The sequence below is a fragment of the Streptomyces sp. NBC_00454 genome, assembly GCF_041434015.1.
Lineage (GTDB): Bacteria > Actinomycetota > Actinomycetes > Streptomycetales > Streptomycetaceae > Streptomyces.
In genome coordinates this window covers 307763-322558 of the sequence record NZ_CP107907.1, presented here as the reverse complement: position 1 = coordinate 322558, position 14796 = coordinate 307763, and the positions used below count along the sequence as shown (strand labels likewise).

12 protein-coding genes are annotated in these 14796 nt (G+C 71.0%); 10 read left to right on the top strand and 2 right to left on the bottom strand.

Annotation, left to right across the window (positions count from 1 at the left end; translation table 11 throughout):
* Window positions 1–114: 114 nt before the first annotated feature.
* Window positions 115–1164: a sugar ABC transporter substrate-binding protein gene (locus tag OHU74_RS01430; protein WP_371614155.1), complete on the bottom strand. Its 1050-nt coding sequence runs from the start codon at window positions 1162–1164 to the stop codon at window positions 115–117.
* 536 nt (window positions 1165–1700) lie between these two features.
* Between OHU74_RS01430 and OHU74_RS01425 the strand changes: the two genes are divergently transcribed.
* The 10 genes from OHU74_RS01425 to OHU74_RS01380 all read left to right on the top strand — a co-directional run bounded on the left by OHU74_RS01425 (window position 1701) and on the right by OHU74_RS01380 (window position 11671).
* A complete protein-coding gene (locus OHU74_RS01425; protein WP_371614154.1) occupies window positions 1701–2552 on the top strand; it encodes a fumarylacetoacetate hydrolase family protein in 852 nt (283 codons plus the stop codon).
* A gap of 14 nt (window positions 2553–2566) precedes the next feature.
* Window positions 2567–3904: an L-fuconate dehydratase gene (locus tag OHU74_RS01420; RefSeq protein WP_371614153.1), complete on the top strand. Its 1338-nt coding sequence runs from the start codon at window positions 2567–2569 to the stop codon at window positions 3902–3904.
* Window positions 3901–4659: an SDR family NAD(P)-dependent oxidoreductase gene (locus tag OHU74_RS01415; protein WP_371614152.1), complete on the top strand. Its 759-nt coding sequence runs from the start codon at window positions 3901–3903 to the stop codon at window positions 4657–4659. Before OHU74_RS01420 ends, OHU74_RS01415 begins: the two co-directional genes overlap by 4 nt.
* The gene (locus tag OHU74_RS01410; RefSeq protein WP_371614151.1) at window positions 4656–5684 is read left to right on the top strand and encodes an aldo/keto reductase; all 1029 of its coding nucleotides are present in this window, start codon (window positions 4656–4658) and stop codon (window positions 5682–5684) included. The genes OHU74_RS01415 and OHU74_RS01410 overlap by 4 nt, the downstream gene beginning before the upstream one ends.
* A complete protein-coding gene (locus OHU74_RS01405; RefSeq protein WP_371614150.1) occupies window positions 5681–5992 on the top strand; it encodes an L-rhamnose mutarotase in 312 nt (103 codons plus the stop codon). Before OHU74_RS01410 ends, OHU74_RS01405 begins: the two co-directional genes overlap by 4 nt.
* Complete coding sequence (locus OHU74_RS01400) at window positions 5989–6912, top strand: amidohydrolase (protein WP_371614149.1); 924 nt, start codon at window positions 5989–5991, stop codon at window positions 6910–6912. Before OHU74_RS01405 ends, OHU74_RS01400 begins: the two co-directional genes overlap by 4 nt.
* Window positions 6903–7643 carry a (Fe-S)-binding protein gene (locus OHU74_RS01395; RefSeq protein ID WP_371614148.1) on the top strand — a complete coding sequence of 247 codons (741 nt, stop codon included), beginning with the start codon at window positions 6903–6905 and terminating at the stop codon, window positions 7641–7643. Before OHU74_RS01400 ends, OHU74_RS01395 begins: the two co-directional genes overlap by 10 nt.
* On the top strand, window positions 7640–9154 hold the full coding sequence (locus tag OHU74_RS01390; protein WP_371614147.1) for a LutB/LldF family L-lactate oxidation iron-sulfur protein: 1515 nt from the start codon (window positions 7640–7642) through the stop codon (window positions 9152–9154). Before OHU74_RS01395 ends, OHU74_RS01390 begins: the two co-directional genes overlap by 4 nt.
* Window positions 9151–9786, top strand: a complete 636-nt coding sequence (locus tag OHU74_RS01385; protein WP_371614146.1) for a lactate utilization protein C — start codon at window positions 9151–9153, stop codon at window positions 9784–9786. Before OHU74_RS01390 ends, OHU74_RS01385 begins: the two co-directional genes overlap by 4 nt.
* 88 nt (window positions 9787–9874) lie before the next feature.
* Complete coding sequence (locus OHU74_RS01380; protein ID WP_371614145.1) at window positions 9875–11671, top strand: alpha-L-fucosidase; 1797 nt, start codon at window positions 9875–9877, stop codon at window positions 11669–11671.
* Window positions 11672–11725: 54 nt separating this feature from the next.
* Here OHU74_RS01380 and OHU74_RS01375 read toward each other — a convergent pair whose 3' ends face one another.
* Window positions 11726–14572, bottom strand: coding sequence for a glycoside hydrolase family 3 C-terminal domain-containing protein (locus OHU74_RS01375; protein ID WP_371614144.1), 2847 nt, complete (start codon window positions 14570–14572; stop codon window positions 11726–11728).
* Window positions 14573–14796: the final 224 nt, after the last annotated feature.

Below are 14796 nucleotides of genomic sequence, written 5' to 3'. Positions count from 1 at the left end.
AGGAGGCTGGGGGGGTGTGTGCGCCCGGGGCTGCAGGGCTACGGAGAGAGGCCGCGGTCGGGGGACGGGGGGCGTCCGTTCCCGACCGCGCGCGGGGACGGGGCCGGTAGGCCATCAGCCGACGTTGTTGCCCCACAGGGTCTTGTCGTCGACGTTGTCCTTGGTGACCAGCGGAGCGGGGAGCTGGTCCTCCAGGCCGTTGGGCAGCTTGATGATGGTGGAGTCGTGGTCGGTCGTGCCCGGCTGGAAGGTCTTGCCCTCGGCGGCGGCCTTGGCGTAGTACAGCGCGTACTTGGCGTAGAGGTCGGCGGGCTGGGAGATGGTGGCGTCGATCCGGCCCTTGCGGATGGCGTCGAACTCCTGCGGGATGCCGTCGTTGGAGACGATGCTGATGTGGCCCTTCTGCCCGGCGGGCTGGAGCAGGCCCTTCTGCTCCAGCAGGGCGAGAGTGGGCTGCAGGAAGACACCGCCCGCCTGCATGTAGATGCCGTTCAGGTCCGGGTGCTGCGCGAGCAGGCTCTGCAGTTTGGCGGAGGCCACGTCGCCCTTCCAGTCGGTGGGCAGCTCGAAGACCTTGATCTGCGGGAACTTCGTCTTCATGCACTCCGCGAACGCCTCGGACCGGTCGCGGCCGTTGATGGAGTCAAGGGCGCCCTGGAGCTCGGCGACCTTGCCCTGGCCGCCCAGCTGCTTGCCGAGGAACTCGCACGCCTTGGTGCCGTATGCCTTGTTGTCGGCTCGGACGACCATGTAGACATCGCCCTTGTCGGGTCTGGTGTCGACGCTGACCACCGGGATCTTCTTCGACGCGAGGGTCTCCAGGGTCGAGGCGATGGCACCGGTGTCCTGAGGTGCCATGACGACGGCCTTGGCGCCCGTGTTCTGGAACACCTGCACGTTGGCGACCAGCTTGGTGACGTCGTTCTGCGAGTTGCTCAGCGGCAGCGCGTTGATGCCGTCGGTCTTGATGCCGTTCTTCACGTACTGCGCGTAGGAGTTCCAGAAGTCGGAGTCGGAGCGGGGCAGGTCGATGCCGATGGCAGTCCTGTCGCCTCCCGAGGCGGCCGAGGAGGGGCTCTCGCGGTTGCACGCGGTGGTGAGACCCAGCAGCGCGAGGACGGCGGTGGCGGCTGCGGCGGTGGAGCGGGTGAGAGTGTGCTTCATTGCCGTGTTTCTCTCCTTGTCCGGGGGGCGCGGCGACGGTCGGGGGGACGTACGCGCCGTGTGGAAGGCGGTGGGGGGCGCCGGACGGCGCACCGAATGATCCGGCCATTCCTCCGATGTATCTCGGACGGGACGTTACGACGACGTTGCCGAGGTTGACAAGAGTGCGCGCCTGGCTTGATGGGACGGGCCCTCGTCCCGCGGGGCGTTGCGGTAGCGCCGGATCCCATCTGACCCCGTGTTATGTCCGACTACTCGCGAGGCGATGGTGTTTCGGGAGACGTGTGCGGACGGCTTCGGAAGAGTCGCCCCAAGGGGGTGTCCGTCGACAACGGCGAGGAAATACATCCGAGGAATCCATTGTCAGGTGCGATCTCCGCGTCTATGTTCGCTGTGGCCCGCGATACATCCGATGAATGACCGTGCGGATGGCCGGAGCCCTGGCGAACGGCCCGTACCGGCGCACCTCAGGTAGCCCGCCCGTACGGCCGATCCCCAAGACGAAACCGAAACCTGTCCGGCAAGGGAGCTGCCCGGTGAAACTGCTACGAGTCGGATCCCCAGGTGAAGAGCGGCCGGCGGTACGCGTCGACGACGGTCGGCTGCTGGACCTCTCCTCCGTGACCCGGGACATCGACGGTGCCTTCCTGGCCTCCGGAGGGATCGACCGGGCCCGCGCGGCGGTCTCGGCGGGGGAGCTGCCCGAACTGGACCGGGACGGCCTGCGCATCGGGCCGCCCGTCACCCGCCCAGGCAAGGTCGTCTGCGTCGGCCTGAACTACCGCGATCACGCCGCCGAGACAGGCGCGGCGCTTCCCGCGCGTCCGGTGGTGTTCATGAAGGACCCGGGCACGGTCGTCGGCCCGAACGACGAGGTACTGATCCCCCGTGGATCGGTGAAGACCGACTGGGAGGTCGAACTCGCAGTCGTCATCGGCCGCCGGGCGCGCTACCTGGACGGACCGGATGCCGCGCGGGCCGTGATCGCCGGGTACGCGATCAGCAACGACGTATCGGAGCGGGAATTCCAACTGGAGTACTCACCGCAGTGGGACCTGGGCAAATCCTGCGAAACCTTCAACCCGCTCGGCCCGTGGCTGGTCACCGCCGACGAGGCCGGCGACCCGCAGGACCTCGGCCTGCACCTGAACGTCAACGGCGTGAAGCGGCAGGACGGTCACACCAGCAACATGATCTTCACCGTCGACCACATCGTGTGGTACCTGAGCCAGTACATGGTCCTGGAGCCGGGCGACGTGATCAACACCGGTACGCCCGCGGGCGTGGCCCTGGGGCTTCCCGGCACCCCCTACCTCCGCCCCGGCGACACGGTCGAGCTCTCCGTCGACGGCCTCGGCAGCCAGCGCCAGATCTTCGCCCAAGCGTGAAAGGCAGCACCACCTTGACTGCAACCACCGCCCGGATCACCGCCGTCGACACCTACGACATCCGCTTCCCCACCTCACGGGAACTGGACGGATCCGACGCGATGAACCCGGACCCCGACTACTCCGCCGCCTACGTCGTGCTGCGCACCGACGCCGGCGACGGGCACGAAGGACACGGCTTCACCTTCACCATCGGACGCGGCAACGACGTCCAGGTCGCCGCGATCGACGCACTGCGACCCCATGTCATCGGCCGCTCCGTCCACGAGCTGTGCGCCGATCCGGGATCGGTCAGCCGCGACCTGATCGGCGACAGCCAGCTGCGCTGGCTCGGCCCCGAAAAGGGCGTGATGCACATGGCGATCGGCGCCGTGGTCAACGCCGTGTGGGACCTGGCGGCCAAGCGGGAGGGCAAGCCGCTGTGGCGGCTGCTCGCCGACGCCTCGCCGCAGTGGCTGGTCTCCCAGGTCGACTTCCGCTACATCTCCGACGCCCTCACCCCCGAGGACGCCCTCACGCTCCTCCACGAGGGCCGCACGGGGCTCGCGGAACGCGAGGCGACCCTGCTGGAGCGCGGATACCCCGGCTACACCACCTCCCCGGGCTGGCTCGGCTACACCGACGAAAAGCTCACCCGGCTGGCCAAGCAGGCCGTCGCCGACGGCTTCACACAGATCAAACTCAAGGTCGGCGCCGACCTGAGCGACGACATCCGGCGGCTGCGCGCCGCCCGCGGCGCCGTAGGTGACGGCATCCGCATCGCCATCGACGCCAATCAGCGGTGGAACGTGCCCGAGGCGATCAGGTGGACCCAGGCGCTCGCCGAGTTCGACCCGTACTGGATCGAGGAGCCGACCAGCCCCGACGACGTACTCGGCCACGCGACCGTACGGCGGGCCGTCGGCCCCGTGAAGGTGGCCACCGGCGAGCACGTGCAGAACCGGATCGTCTTCAAGCAGCTCCTCCAGGCCGGCGCGATCGATGTCCTCCAGATCGATGCGGCGCGGGTCGGCGGGGTCAACGAGAACCTCGCGATCCTGCTGCTCGCCGCGAAGTTCGGTGTCCCGGTGTGCCCGCACGCCGGCGGAGTGGGGCTGTGCGAGCTGGTGCAGCACCTGTCGATGTTCGACTACCTGGCCCTCTCCGGAAGCACCGAGGACCGCGCCATCGAGTACGTCGACCACCTCCACCAGCACTTCGTCGATCCGGTGGTGATCCGGGACGGCCACTACACCGCCCCGCTCGCCCCCGGCTTCTCCGCCACCATGCGTGCGCAGTCCATCGCCGAGTACCTCTACCCGGACGGCACGTTCTGGGTGGCCGACCGCGCCGCGCAGGAGGAACTGGCATGAGCGAACTGACCGGCCTCAGGGCGCTCGTCACGGGCGGCGCGTCCGGTATCGGGCTCGCCACGGCCCGCGCACTGGCGGCGCGGGGCGCGGCCGTCGCCGTACTCGACCTCGATCCGGAAGGCGTGAGCGAACCGCTGCTCGGCCTCAAGGCCGACGTCAGCGACGACGCCTCCGTACGCGCCGCCGTGGAGGAGGCGGCCACGCGGCTCGGCGGCATCGACATCCTCGTCAACAACGCGGGCATCGGCGCCGCCGGCAACGTCGAGGACAACCCCGACGAACAGTGGCACCGCGTCCTGGACGTCAACGTCCTCGGCATGGTCCGCACCACCCGGGCCGCCCTGCCCCACCTGCGCCGGTCCGCACACGCGTCCGTGGTCAACACCTGCTCCATCGCGGCCACCGCCGGACTGCCGCAGCGCGCCCTGTACTCCGCCAGCAAGGGCGCCGTGCTGTCCCTCACCCTGGCCATGGCCGCCGATCACGTCCGTGAGGGCATCCGCGTCAACTGCGTCAACCCCGGCACCGCCGACACCCCGTGGGTCGCCCGGCTGCTCGACGCCGCCGACGACCCCGAGGCCGAACGGGCCGCGCTCAACGCCCGCCAGCCCATGGGCCGTCTGGTGACCGCCGACGAGGTGGCGGCCGCCATCGTCTACCTGGCCGGTCCGGCCGCGGCGTCCGTCACCGGCACCGCGCTCGCCGTGGACGGCGGCATGCAGGGACTGCGGCTGCGCCCGGCGGCCCAGTCGTGAGGACCACCGGGCTGGGCGGCGGCGCGGTGACGGTCTCGGAGCTGGCCCTGGGCTGCGCGGCCCTCGGCAACCTCTACCGCCCGGTCACCGACGAGGCCGCCCACGCCACGGTGGACGCGGCCTGGGACGCCGGGGTCCGTACCTTCGACACCGCCCCCCACTACGGACTGGGCCTGTCGGAACGACGGCTCGGGGCCGCCCTGCAGGGCCGCCCCCGCGACAGCTACACCCTCTCCACGAAGGTGGGCCGGCTCCTCGAGCCGGACCCGCGGGGCATCCCCGGAAACGACCTCGGCCACGGCTTCGCCGTCCCGTCCACCCACCGCCGGGTCTGGGACTTCACCGCCGACGGAGTGCTGCGCTCCCTCGAGGCGAGCCTGGAACGCCTCGGCCTCGACCGCGTCGACATCGCCCTGCTGCACGACCCCGACGACCACGCCGAGCAGGCGCTGCGCGAGGCGTACCCGGCCCTGGAGCGGCTGCGCGGCGAAGGCGTGGTCGGGGCGATCGGCATCGGTATGAACCAGTGCGCCCTGCCCGCCCGCTTCGTGCGCGAGACCGACATCGACGTGGTGCTCCTGGCCGGCCGCTACACCCTCCTGGAACAGGACGGGCTCGCCGAACTGCTCCCGGAGGCGGCCGCCCGCGGCCGCAGCGTCATCATCGGCGGAGTCTTCAACTCCGGGCTGCTGACCGCCCCCCGGCCGGGAGCCACCTACGACTACGCGCCGGCTCCGCAGCCGGTCCTCGAGCGGGCGCTGCGGCTGCTGGCGGTCACCGAGCGCCACGGCGTGCCGTTGCGGGCCGCCGCGCTGCGCTTCCCGTTCGGTCACCCGTCCGTGGCGAGCGTCCTGACCGGCGCCCGTTCCCCCGAGGAGGTGCGCGACACCGTGGAGCAGCTGCGGCGCCCGATCCCGGACGCCTTGTGGGACGAGCTGCGCGCCGAGGGCCTGCTGGACCCGGACACCCCCGTCCCCGTCCCGGCACCCATCGGGGAAACCCCGTCGCCGAAGGAGCCGTCATGAAGGTCGCCCTGCACACCAAGGTCCGCGCCGACCGCATCGAGGAGTACGACGCCGCGCACCGGCAGGTGCCCGAGGAACTGACCGCCGCCATCCGCGCCGCGGGGGTGAGCGAGTGGACCATCTGGCGCAGCGGCACCGACCTGTTCCACGTACTGGAGGTCCAGGACTACCAGGCGATGATCGCCGCACTGGAGAAGCTGCCGGTCAACATTGCCTGGCAGGCGCGGATGGCCGAGCTGCTGGACGTCGTCCACGACTACTCCGAGCAGGGCGCGGACACCACGCTGCCGGTGGTGTGGGAGCTGTGACCGGGGTGGACCACGGGCCGGGAATCGTGGACGCCCACCACCACGTGTGGGACCTGTCCGTCCGCGACCAGGACTGGATCACCGGGCCCGAACTCGCCCCGCTGCGACGGAACTTCTCCCTCGCCGACCTGACACCGCAGGCCCGCGCGGCCGGCGTCACCGCCACCGTGCTGGTGCAGACGGTCACCGCGGCGGAAGAGACCCCCGAGTTCCTGGCCATGGCCGCACGCAGCGACCTGGTCGCCGGGGTCGTCGGCTGGACCGACCTGACCGCACCCGACGTCGCCGACGCTCTCGCCGGGCTGCGTGCCGGCTCCGGTGGGGAGCACCTGGTGGGGATGCGCCACCAGGTGCAGGGCGAGCCGGACCCCCGCTGGCTCGTGCGCCCGGAGGCACTGCGCGGCCTGAGCGCGGTCGCCGAGGCCGGACTCGTCTACGACCTCGTGGTGCAGCCGCACCAACTCGAGGCCGCCATCGACGCCGCGCAGCGTCTTCCCGGCCTCACCTTCGTCCTCGACCACCTCGGCAAGCCGCCCATCGCGTCCGGCGAACTCGCACCCTGGGCGGAGCGGATCGGGCGCCTCGCCGCGCTCCCCAACACCGTCTGCAAACTCTCGGGCATGGTCACCGAGGCCGACTGGGACTCCTGGACGGTCGATGACCTGAGGCCGTACGCCGACACCGTCCTGGACGCCTTCGGCCCCGGGCGGCTGATGTTCGGCTCCGACTGGCCCGTCTGCCGGCTCGCCGCCACCTACGCCCAAGTCGTCGCCGCCGCCGGAGAGATGACGGACGGACTCAGCCCGGCCGAGCGCCACGAGGTCTTCACCGGCACGGCCGTGCGGACCTACGGCCTGACCATCACGGAACCCCCGGACCCGCCACAGGACCCCCCGCCCCAGGACACCCCATGCGCATAGCCCTCTTCATCACGTGCTTCAACGACACGATGTTCCCCCGCACCGGCCAGGCGGTGACCGCACTGCTGGAACGCCTCGGTCACACCGTCGAGTTCCCGCAGGGCCAGACGTGCTGCGGCCAGATGCACTTCAACACCGGCTACCGGCCCGAGACCCTGCCCATGGTGGGCCGCTTCACCGAGGTCTTCGAGGGCTACGACGCCGTCGTCGTCCCCTCCGGGTCCTGCGCGGGCATGGTGCGCGACCACCACCGGGTGGTGGCCGCCCAGTACGGGGACGCCGCCCTCACCGAGGCGGTCGAGCGAGTGGCGCCGACGGTGTACGAGCTGTCGGAACTCCTCGTCGACGTCCTCGGCGTCACCGACGTCGGCGCGTACTTCCCGCACCGCGTCACCTACCACCCGACCTGCCACTCGCTGCGCATGCTCCGCGTCGGCGACCGGCCGCTCGCACTGCTGCGCGCCGTGAAGGGCATCGACCTCGTCGAACTGCCCGACGCCGAGTCCTGCTGCGGCTTCGGCGGCACCTTCGCGCTGAAGAACGCGGACGTGTCCAACGCCATGCTCGCCGACAAGATGCGCCATGTCCTCGGCACCGGGGCCGAGTTCCTGTCCGCGGGCGACAACTCCTGTCTCACGCACATCGGCGGCGGCCTGTCCCGCCTCCGTACCGGCGTCGGAACGATGCACCTGGCCGAGATCCTGGCCTCCACGGAAGGGGACCCGCGGTGAGCGGCGCCGACAACGTCGTATGGCTGGGCACGCCGGCCTTTCCCCAGGCGGCGCGTACCGCGCTCGCGGACACCCAACTGCGGGCGAACCTGCGCCGGGCCACCGGCACCATCCGGGACAAGCGGCTGGCGGTCGCCGCGGAGCTGGAGGACTGGGAGGAACTGCGGGAGACGGCGGCAGCCGTCAAGCGTCACACCCTGCGCCACCTCGACCACCATCTTCTTCGCCTGGAGAAGAGCGTGACCGCCGCGGGCGGAGTGGTCCACTGGGCGGCGGACGCCGCGGAGGCCAACCGCATCGTCACCGACCTGGTGCGCGATACGGCCGAGAGCGAAGTCGTCAAGGTCAAGTCGATGGCGACCCAGGAGATCGGCCTCAACGAGGCGCTCGCCGAGGCCGGCATCCGCGCCTACGAGACCGATCTCGCAGAACTCATCGTCCAGTTGGGCCGCGACCGCCCCTCCCACATCCTGGTGCCGGCCATCCACCGCAACCGCTCCGAGATCCGGGAGATCTTCCGCCGCGAGATGGGGGAGTGGGGAAGGCCGGCTCCCGAAGGGCTCTCCGACGATCCCCGCGATCTCGCCGAGGCTGCCAGGCTCCACCTGCGGGAGAAGTTCCTGCGGGCCAAGGTGGCCGTCTCGGGCGCCAACTTCGCCGCCGCCGACACCGGAACGGTCGTGGTGGTGGAATCGGAGGGCAACGGGCGGATGTGCCTGACCCTGCCCGAGACGCTGATCACCGTGATGGGCATCGAGAAGGTCCTGCCGTCCTTCGCCGACCTGGACGTCTTCCTCCAGCTCCTGCCCCGCTCGTCGACGGGCGAGCGCATGAACCCGTACACCTCCCTGTGGACCGGCGTCACCGAGGGCGACGGCCCGCAGAACTTCCACCTGGTCCTCCTCGACAACGGCCGCACCGCGACGCTGGCCGACGAAGTGGGCCGCCAGGCCCTCGCCTGCATCCGCTGCTCGGCGTGCCTGAACGTCTGCCCGGTGTACGAGCGCACGGGCGGCCACGCCTACGGGTCCGTCTACCCCGGCCCGATCGGCGCCGTACTGACCCCGCAGCTCGTCGGCATCGGCAGTGACATCAAAAGCGGGGCGGCCTCCCTGCCCTTCGCCTCGACCCTCTGCGGCGCCTGCTACGACGCCTGCCCCGTGAAGATCGACATCCCGGAGGTGCTGGTCCACCTGCGCGCGAAGGCCGTGGAGGCAGGGCGGCGCGGCCGCCGCCTGCCCACCGTCGAGGCGCTCGCCATGAAGGCCGCGGGCGCCGTCATGTCCTCCCCGCGCCGATTGGCCGCGGCCCAGAAGCTCGCCGGCCTCGGGGCCCGGCTGGTGGCCCGCGACGGCCGGATCGGCGCCCTGCCGGGTCCGTTCGCCGGCTGGTCCGCCAGCCGTGACACACCCGTGCCGCCCAGGGAAACGTTCCGCGCCTGGTGGCGCCGGACGAGAAGACCCGCGCATGCGGACAGCTCCGCGACGGTGGAAGGGAAGGGACGAGGATGAACGACCGCGAGAGCGTACTGAGCGCGGTGCGGGCAGCCCTGGCCGGGGTGCCCGGATCGGAGGACCCCGACGACATACCGCTCCCGGACAACCCGCGCGCCGACCACGCGGGACCGGACGTCATCGGGCTCTTCGCCGAACGCGCCGCCGAATACCGCGCCACGGTGGTCCGGGTTCCCGCTGCCGGTGTGGCGGCGGCCGTCGGGCGCGCGCTGGCCCGCACCGGGGCCCGGTCCCTGGTGGTGCCGCCCGGGTTTCCCGAGGACCTGCTCCCGGAAGGGCCCTGGACGCGGCTGGAAGACGCTCCGCCGCTGACCGTGGGGCAACTCGACGGGGCGGACGCCGTGGTCACCACCGTCGCCGTCGCGATCGCCGTCACCGGCACCGTGACCCTCGACCACGGACCCGGCCAGGGGCGCAGGGTCCTCACCTTGCTGCCGGACCAGCACGTCTGCGTGGTCCGGGCGGACCAGATCGTGCCCGACGTCCCCGACGCGCTGAGCCGGCTCGACCCCTGCCGGCCGCTCACGCTCATCTCGGGCCCCTCGGCCACCAGCGACATCGAGCTGGACCGTGTCGAGGGCGTGCACGGGCCCAGGACGCTGGACATCGTCCTGGTCGTGGACGCATAGCGCCCGGTGCGCTGCCCCCCCCCCCCCCCCTCACCCGCTCACCGAACAGACCGCTTCCCCCTGCCCATTCACTCTCCAGGAGTCGAAGATGTCCTCCTCCCCCCTCAGCCGACGCTCCCTGATCAAGGCCGCCGCCCTCGCCGGCGGCGCCGTGGCGTTCGGTCTCCCACAGGTCGTGTGGCCCGCCACCGCCCAGGCGTACGGCGTCCCCTCGAAGCTGGACTGGTGGTACCAGGCCAGGTTCGGCATGTTCATCCACTTCGGGTCCTACTCCTACCGCGGCCACGGCGAGTGGGCGTTCTCCAGCGAGAACTGGAACAAGGCCGACTACCAGGCCCAGGTGACCACCCCGTTCAACCCGGCGAGCTTCAACGCCGCGAACATCGCCGAACTGGCCAAGAACGCCGGCATGAAGTACCTCGTGATCACCGCCAAGCACCACGAGGGCTATGCGATGTGGGACTCCAACGTCGCGGGCTTCACCGACACCACCGGCACCAAGCAGTACAACCTGCACGACTACAAGGGCTTCCAGCCCGACCTGCTGGCCCAGCTGAAGACCGAGTGCGAGAAGCGGGGCGTCAAGTTCGGGCTCTACTACTCGATCCTGGACTGGAGCCACCCCTCCCAGACCATCAACCGGAGCACCCTCTTCTCCGACATGTCCTCGCAGGCCGCCCGCACCGCCTATATCAACGACATGAAGGCCCAGCTGCAGGAACTGCTCGACCGCTACGACCCGGCGGTCCTGTGGTTCGACGGCGACTGGTGCGCCAACCCGGCCGCCCCCACGCTCACCGACTGGTGGACCAAGGCCGACGGCGAGGACCTCTACAGGTGGCTGATGGCCCGCAAGCCCGGACTCGTCGTGAACGAACGCGTCAAGCGCGACCTCGGCCTGGGGGACTTCGCCTGCCCGGAGCAGACCGTGCCCGTCACGCCGCTGGACCGGCCGTGGGAGACCTGTGCCACGATGAACGGCCAGTGGGGCTACACCGACTGGGCCGAGAACAACTACAGGCCGGTGAAGGACATCGTCCAGGAGATGGTCACGGTCGTCTCCCGGGACGGCAACTACCTGCTCAACATCGGCCCCAAGGGCGACGGCACCGTGACCGCCGGAGCGACGACGGTACTGACCGGGCTGGCTTCCTGGATGGCCACCCACGCCGACAGCATCCACGGGACCAGCGGCAGCCCCTTCGCCGTCGAGCCGTCGTGGGGCAGGATCACCAAGAAGGACGGCAAGCTCTTCGCCCACGTCTTCACATGGCCGACGGGCGGCACCCTGCAGGTCCCGGCGGTCCAGAACACCATCAGCCGCGTCTACTTGATGAGCAATCCCTCGGTTTCGCTCGCCTACACGGTCAGCGGCGGCCAGATCAACGTCAGCGTGCCGGCCACGGCGCCCAACGCGAACGACTCCGTGGTCTGCGTGGAGGTCAGCGGCATGCCGGCGGTCCTCGCGGGCGGCGTCTACCGGCTGGTCAGCGCGCAGAACGGCAAGGCCCTCGACAACGCCAACACCACCACCGAGGGCGGCCAGGTCGCCCAGTGGGCCCCCAACGGCGGCACTCCCCAGCAGTGGACGGTCACCGACCTGGGCCACGGCTACTACAAGCTGGTCTGTGTCCGCAGCGGAAAGGCCCTCGACGACAACGGCAGCACCTCCGACGGCACGGTGCTGGTCCAGCGCACCGACGGCGGCGGTCAGGGCCAGCAGTGGGCGGTCGCCGCGCTGGGCGGGGGTGCGTTCCGGCTCACCAACCGGCACAGCGGAAAGGTCCTGGACAACGGCTACGCGAGCGGGGACGCAATCCCGGTCATCCAGTGGTCCTCCAACGGCGGCCCCGCGCAGAACTGGAACCTGACCAAGATCGGCTGAAAGCGCGCCCGGGGTGGCGTGCCGAGGGCACGCCACCCTGCCTCACACCCCGCCTCAGACGGAGAAGGTGACGCGCGCGAGCCGCACCGTGCCGCGCAGTCCGAGGCGCACTTCGTGCACACCGGCCGCCACGCCGACGGGGGCGCTCACGGTGGCGTAGTCGTACGGACCGGCCGTGCCCGGGGACAGCGCGAGCACGGCCAGCACCGGACCGTCACCCAGTGAGAGTTCGACCGTGCCCTCACCCGCGGCCTCCACCGTGATCCCGGCAGCCCCCTTCGTGAAATCACAGTCACGGAACACCAGCTCGCCCGCACTCCGGCCGGCCACAGGGGCGACGGAGTCACCCGAGGTCTTCGTACGGTCCACGATCTCGGTGCCGCTCTGGTCGTCGAAGTCCACCGCGTCCAGGCCGGCCGCCATGACCGGCCGGGGGAGGGACGGCTCGCCGTCGAGCTCGACGGTCCGGGTGAGGCGGATGTCCTCGCTGGACGCCCCTACGAGGATCTCGTAGGGACCCGGTGCCACCCGCTGACGCCCCTGCGCCACGTCCCAGAACGCGAAGGCCGACATCGGCAGGCTGAAGGCGACCTCCGTTACCTCGCCGGGCGCGAGCGTCACCCGCCGGTGCGCGGCCAGTTCCCTGCGGGGCCGTGGCAGCGAGGGGTCCACGGCCCGGGTGTAGAGCTGGGCGACCTCGTCCGCGGTGACGTCACCGGTGTTGGCGACCGTGAAGGACACGTGCATCGTCCCGTCCTCGACGCGGGTCGTGAGGCCTTCGTAGGAGAAGGACGCGTACGACAGGCCGTGGCCGAAGGGGAAGAGGGGCGTGCCCTCGAAGTAGAGGTACGTCTGACGGCCGCCGATCACGTCGTATTCGAGGAGGTCGGGCAGGTCGCGGTCGTCGGCGTACCAGGTCTGCGGGAGGCGGCCGGCGGGGGAGACGTCGCCGGCCAGGATCCGGGCCAGGGCGCTGCCGGCCGCCTGGCCGCCGTGGGCCGTCCACAGCAGCGCCGGCACCTCGGCGTGATCGACCGCGTACGGGTACGCCGACACCAGAGCCAGCACCGTGTTCGGGTTGGCCGCGCGGGCCGCGCGCAGGAGTCGCTCCTGGTGGGCGGGCAGGGCCAGGGTCGTACGGTCTTCGGTCTCGCGTCCGTTGATGTGCGGATCGTTGCCCGCGACCACCAGGACCACGTCCGCCTGCGAAGCGGCCCGGTGCACCGCGTCCTCGCCCCTCTCGACGAAGACGACCTCGAAGATCTCCCCGCTCCCGGCGGCAACCTTCAGGCCGTCGGCGGCGACAGAGACGGGGAGGCCCGTAGCGACGTGCCGGAGGAGGTGCCCGTTCCCGTGCGGTTCCAGGCGGAACGTCTCCTGGACGACCCACCCTCCGGGCTGGTCGGCGGAGGCCCGGACACGGCCGTCCTCGGCGACGGAGAGGTAGCGGCCGTCGGGGGCGCGCAGGGTCGCCGCGCCCTCGCCCCAGTCGACGAGGGAGAGCTCGGTGCCGGTCGCGCCGGTGGTGAGCGGGGGCAGGTCCGTCCGGCCCGCGAGCAGGGCCGGGTCGAGGGCGCCCGCGGCGCCGCGCACCTCGTCGTCGGCGACCGCCTCGGGTACGTGCAGGAAGGTTCCGGCCGAGGTCTTCAGCAGGATCCGGTCCGCGCCCTCCGCGAACCGCACCTCTTCCGGGCCGAACCGCTCGTACAGGCCTGCCAGCGGCGTGGAGCGGTGCAGGAGCGTGCCGCTGTACCAGTCGAGCTTGCACTCGTCGGCGAGCGGGCCGACCACCGCGATCCGGGTGCCGGACGCGAGCGGCAGCAGGCCACCGCTGTTCTTGAGCAGCACGACGGCCTGCTCGGCCGCCTCCTGGGCGAGGGCCCGGTGGGCCGGGGTGTCGAAGTCCGCGGTGAGCGCGTGGGGGTCGTGTTCCGGGTCGAACTCGCCGAGGCGGAAGCGGACCGAGAGCTGGCGGCGGACCGCCACGTCGATGTCCGGCTCGGTCAGCAGGCCCTGCGCGAGTGCGCCGCGGATCCGTGCGGTGATCTGCGAACTGTCGGTGCCGTGGTCGGTGAAGCTGTCGACGCCGGCCAGCAGCGCGGCGGCCGTCGCTTCCTCGTGGGTGTCGAAGTAGTGCTCGGAGTCGACCAGGTTGGAGGGCGCGCCCGCGTCCGAGCAGACCAGCAGCTCCTCGTCTGTCCAGGTGCGCAGATGCTCGCGCAGATACGGCGACACGTGGTTCGGGCGGCCGTTGACCAGGTTGTACGCCGGCATCACTCCGGCCACGGCGCCCGCCTCGACCGTCTCGCGGAAGGCGCGCAGGTCGTATTCGTGCAGGACGCGCGGGCGGACCGAGGAGGAGGTGACGTCGCGGCCCGTCTCGTTGTTGTGGGCCAGCCAGTGCTTGAGGACGGGCGCGGTGCGCCAGTACGCCGGGTGCTCGCCGCGCAGCCCGCGCGTGTAGGCGGTGGCGATGGCCGAGGTGAGCTTCGGGTCCTCCGAGTAGCCCTCCTCGTTACGGCCCCACAGGGGGTGGCGCAGCAGGTTCACGGTCGGGGCCCAGACGTTCAGCCCCACGCGGTCGTCGCGGGTGCGCATCGCGCGGACCTCCTTGGAGACCGCCTCGCCGACCCGTCGTACGAGATCCGTGTTCCAGGTCGTGCCCAGGCCCACCGCCTGCGGGAAGACGGTGGCCGGGCCCATCCAGGCGACGCCGTGCAGGGCCTCCTGACCGGTGCGGAACGCGGCGACGCCGAGCCGCTCCACGGCGGGCGCGAACTGGTGCAGGAATCCGATCTTCTCGTCGAGCGCGAGCCGCGACAGGAGGTCGTCGATGCGCTTCGCGAAAGGAAGCGTCGGGTCGCGGAAAGGTGGTGGTGTGTGTGGCGTATGTGCGGACACGCGGGATCCCCTTGAGGTGGAGCGGCAGGTGCTTTCGAAGCGCTTCGATGCTCGTCAGGCATCAGGGTGGGCGTCAAGGGATCCATGCCCTTGCCTCAAGCAGCGCATGCGAAGAGTCTCTTTCCGGCCGCGGGGGAATCTTGGAAGCCACCCTTGTGCGCCCCTGGGTGTTCACTTAACCTCACTGCAACATCGAAGCGCTTCGACTGTAATGCGCGTCGCAG

Coding starts and splice junctions, on each gene's coding strand:
- OHU74_RS01405 (WP_371614150.1), top strand. CDS start 5,681: ATGAAGGTCGCCCTGCACACCAAGGTCCGCGCCGACCGCATCGAGGAG.
- OHU74_RS01430 (WP_371614155.1), bottom strand. CDS start 1,164: ATGAAGCACACTCTCACCCGCTCCACCGCCGCAGCCGCCACCGCCGTC.
- OHU74_RS01395 (WP_371614148.1), top strand. CDS start 6,903: ATGCGCATAGCCCTCTTCATCACGTGCTTCAACGACACGATGTTCCCC.
- OHU74_RS01385 (WP_371614146.1), top strand. CDS start 9,151: ATGAACGACCGCGAGAGCGTACTGAGCGCGGTGCGGGCAGCCCTGGCC.
- OHU74_RS01415 (WP_371614152.1), top strand. CDS start 3,901: ATGAGCGAACTGACCGGCCTCAGGGCGCTCGTCACGGGCGGCGCGTCC.
- OHU74_RS01380 (WP_371614145.1), top strand. CDS start 9,875: ATGTCCTCCTCCCCCCTCAGCCGACGCTCCCTGATCAAGGCCGCCGCC.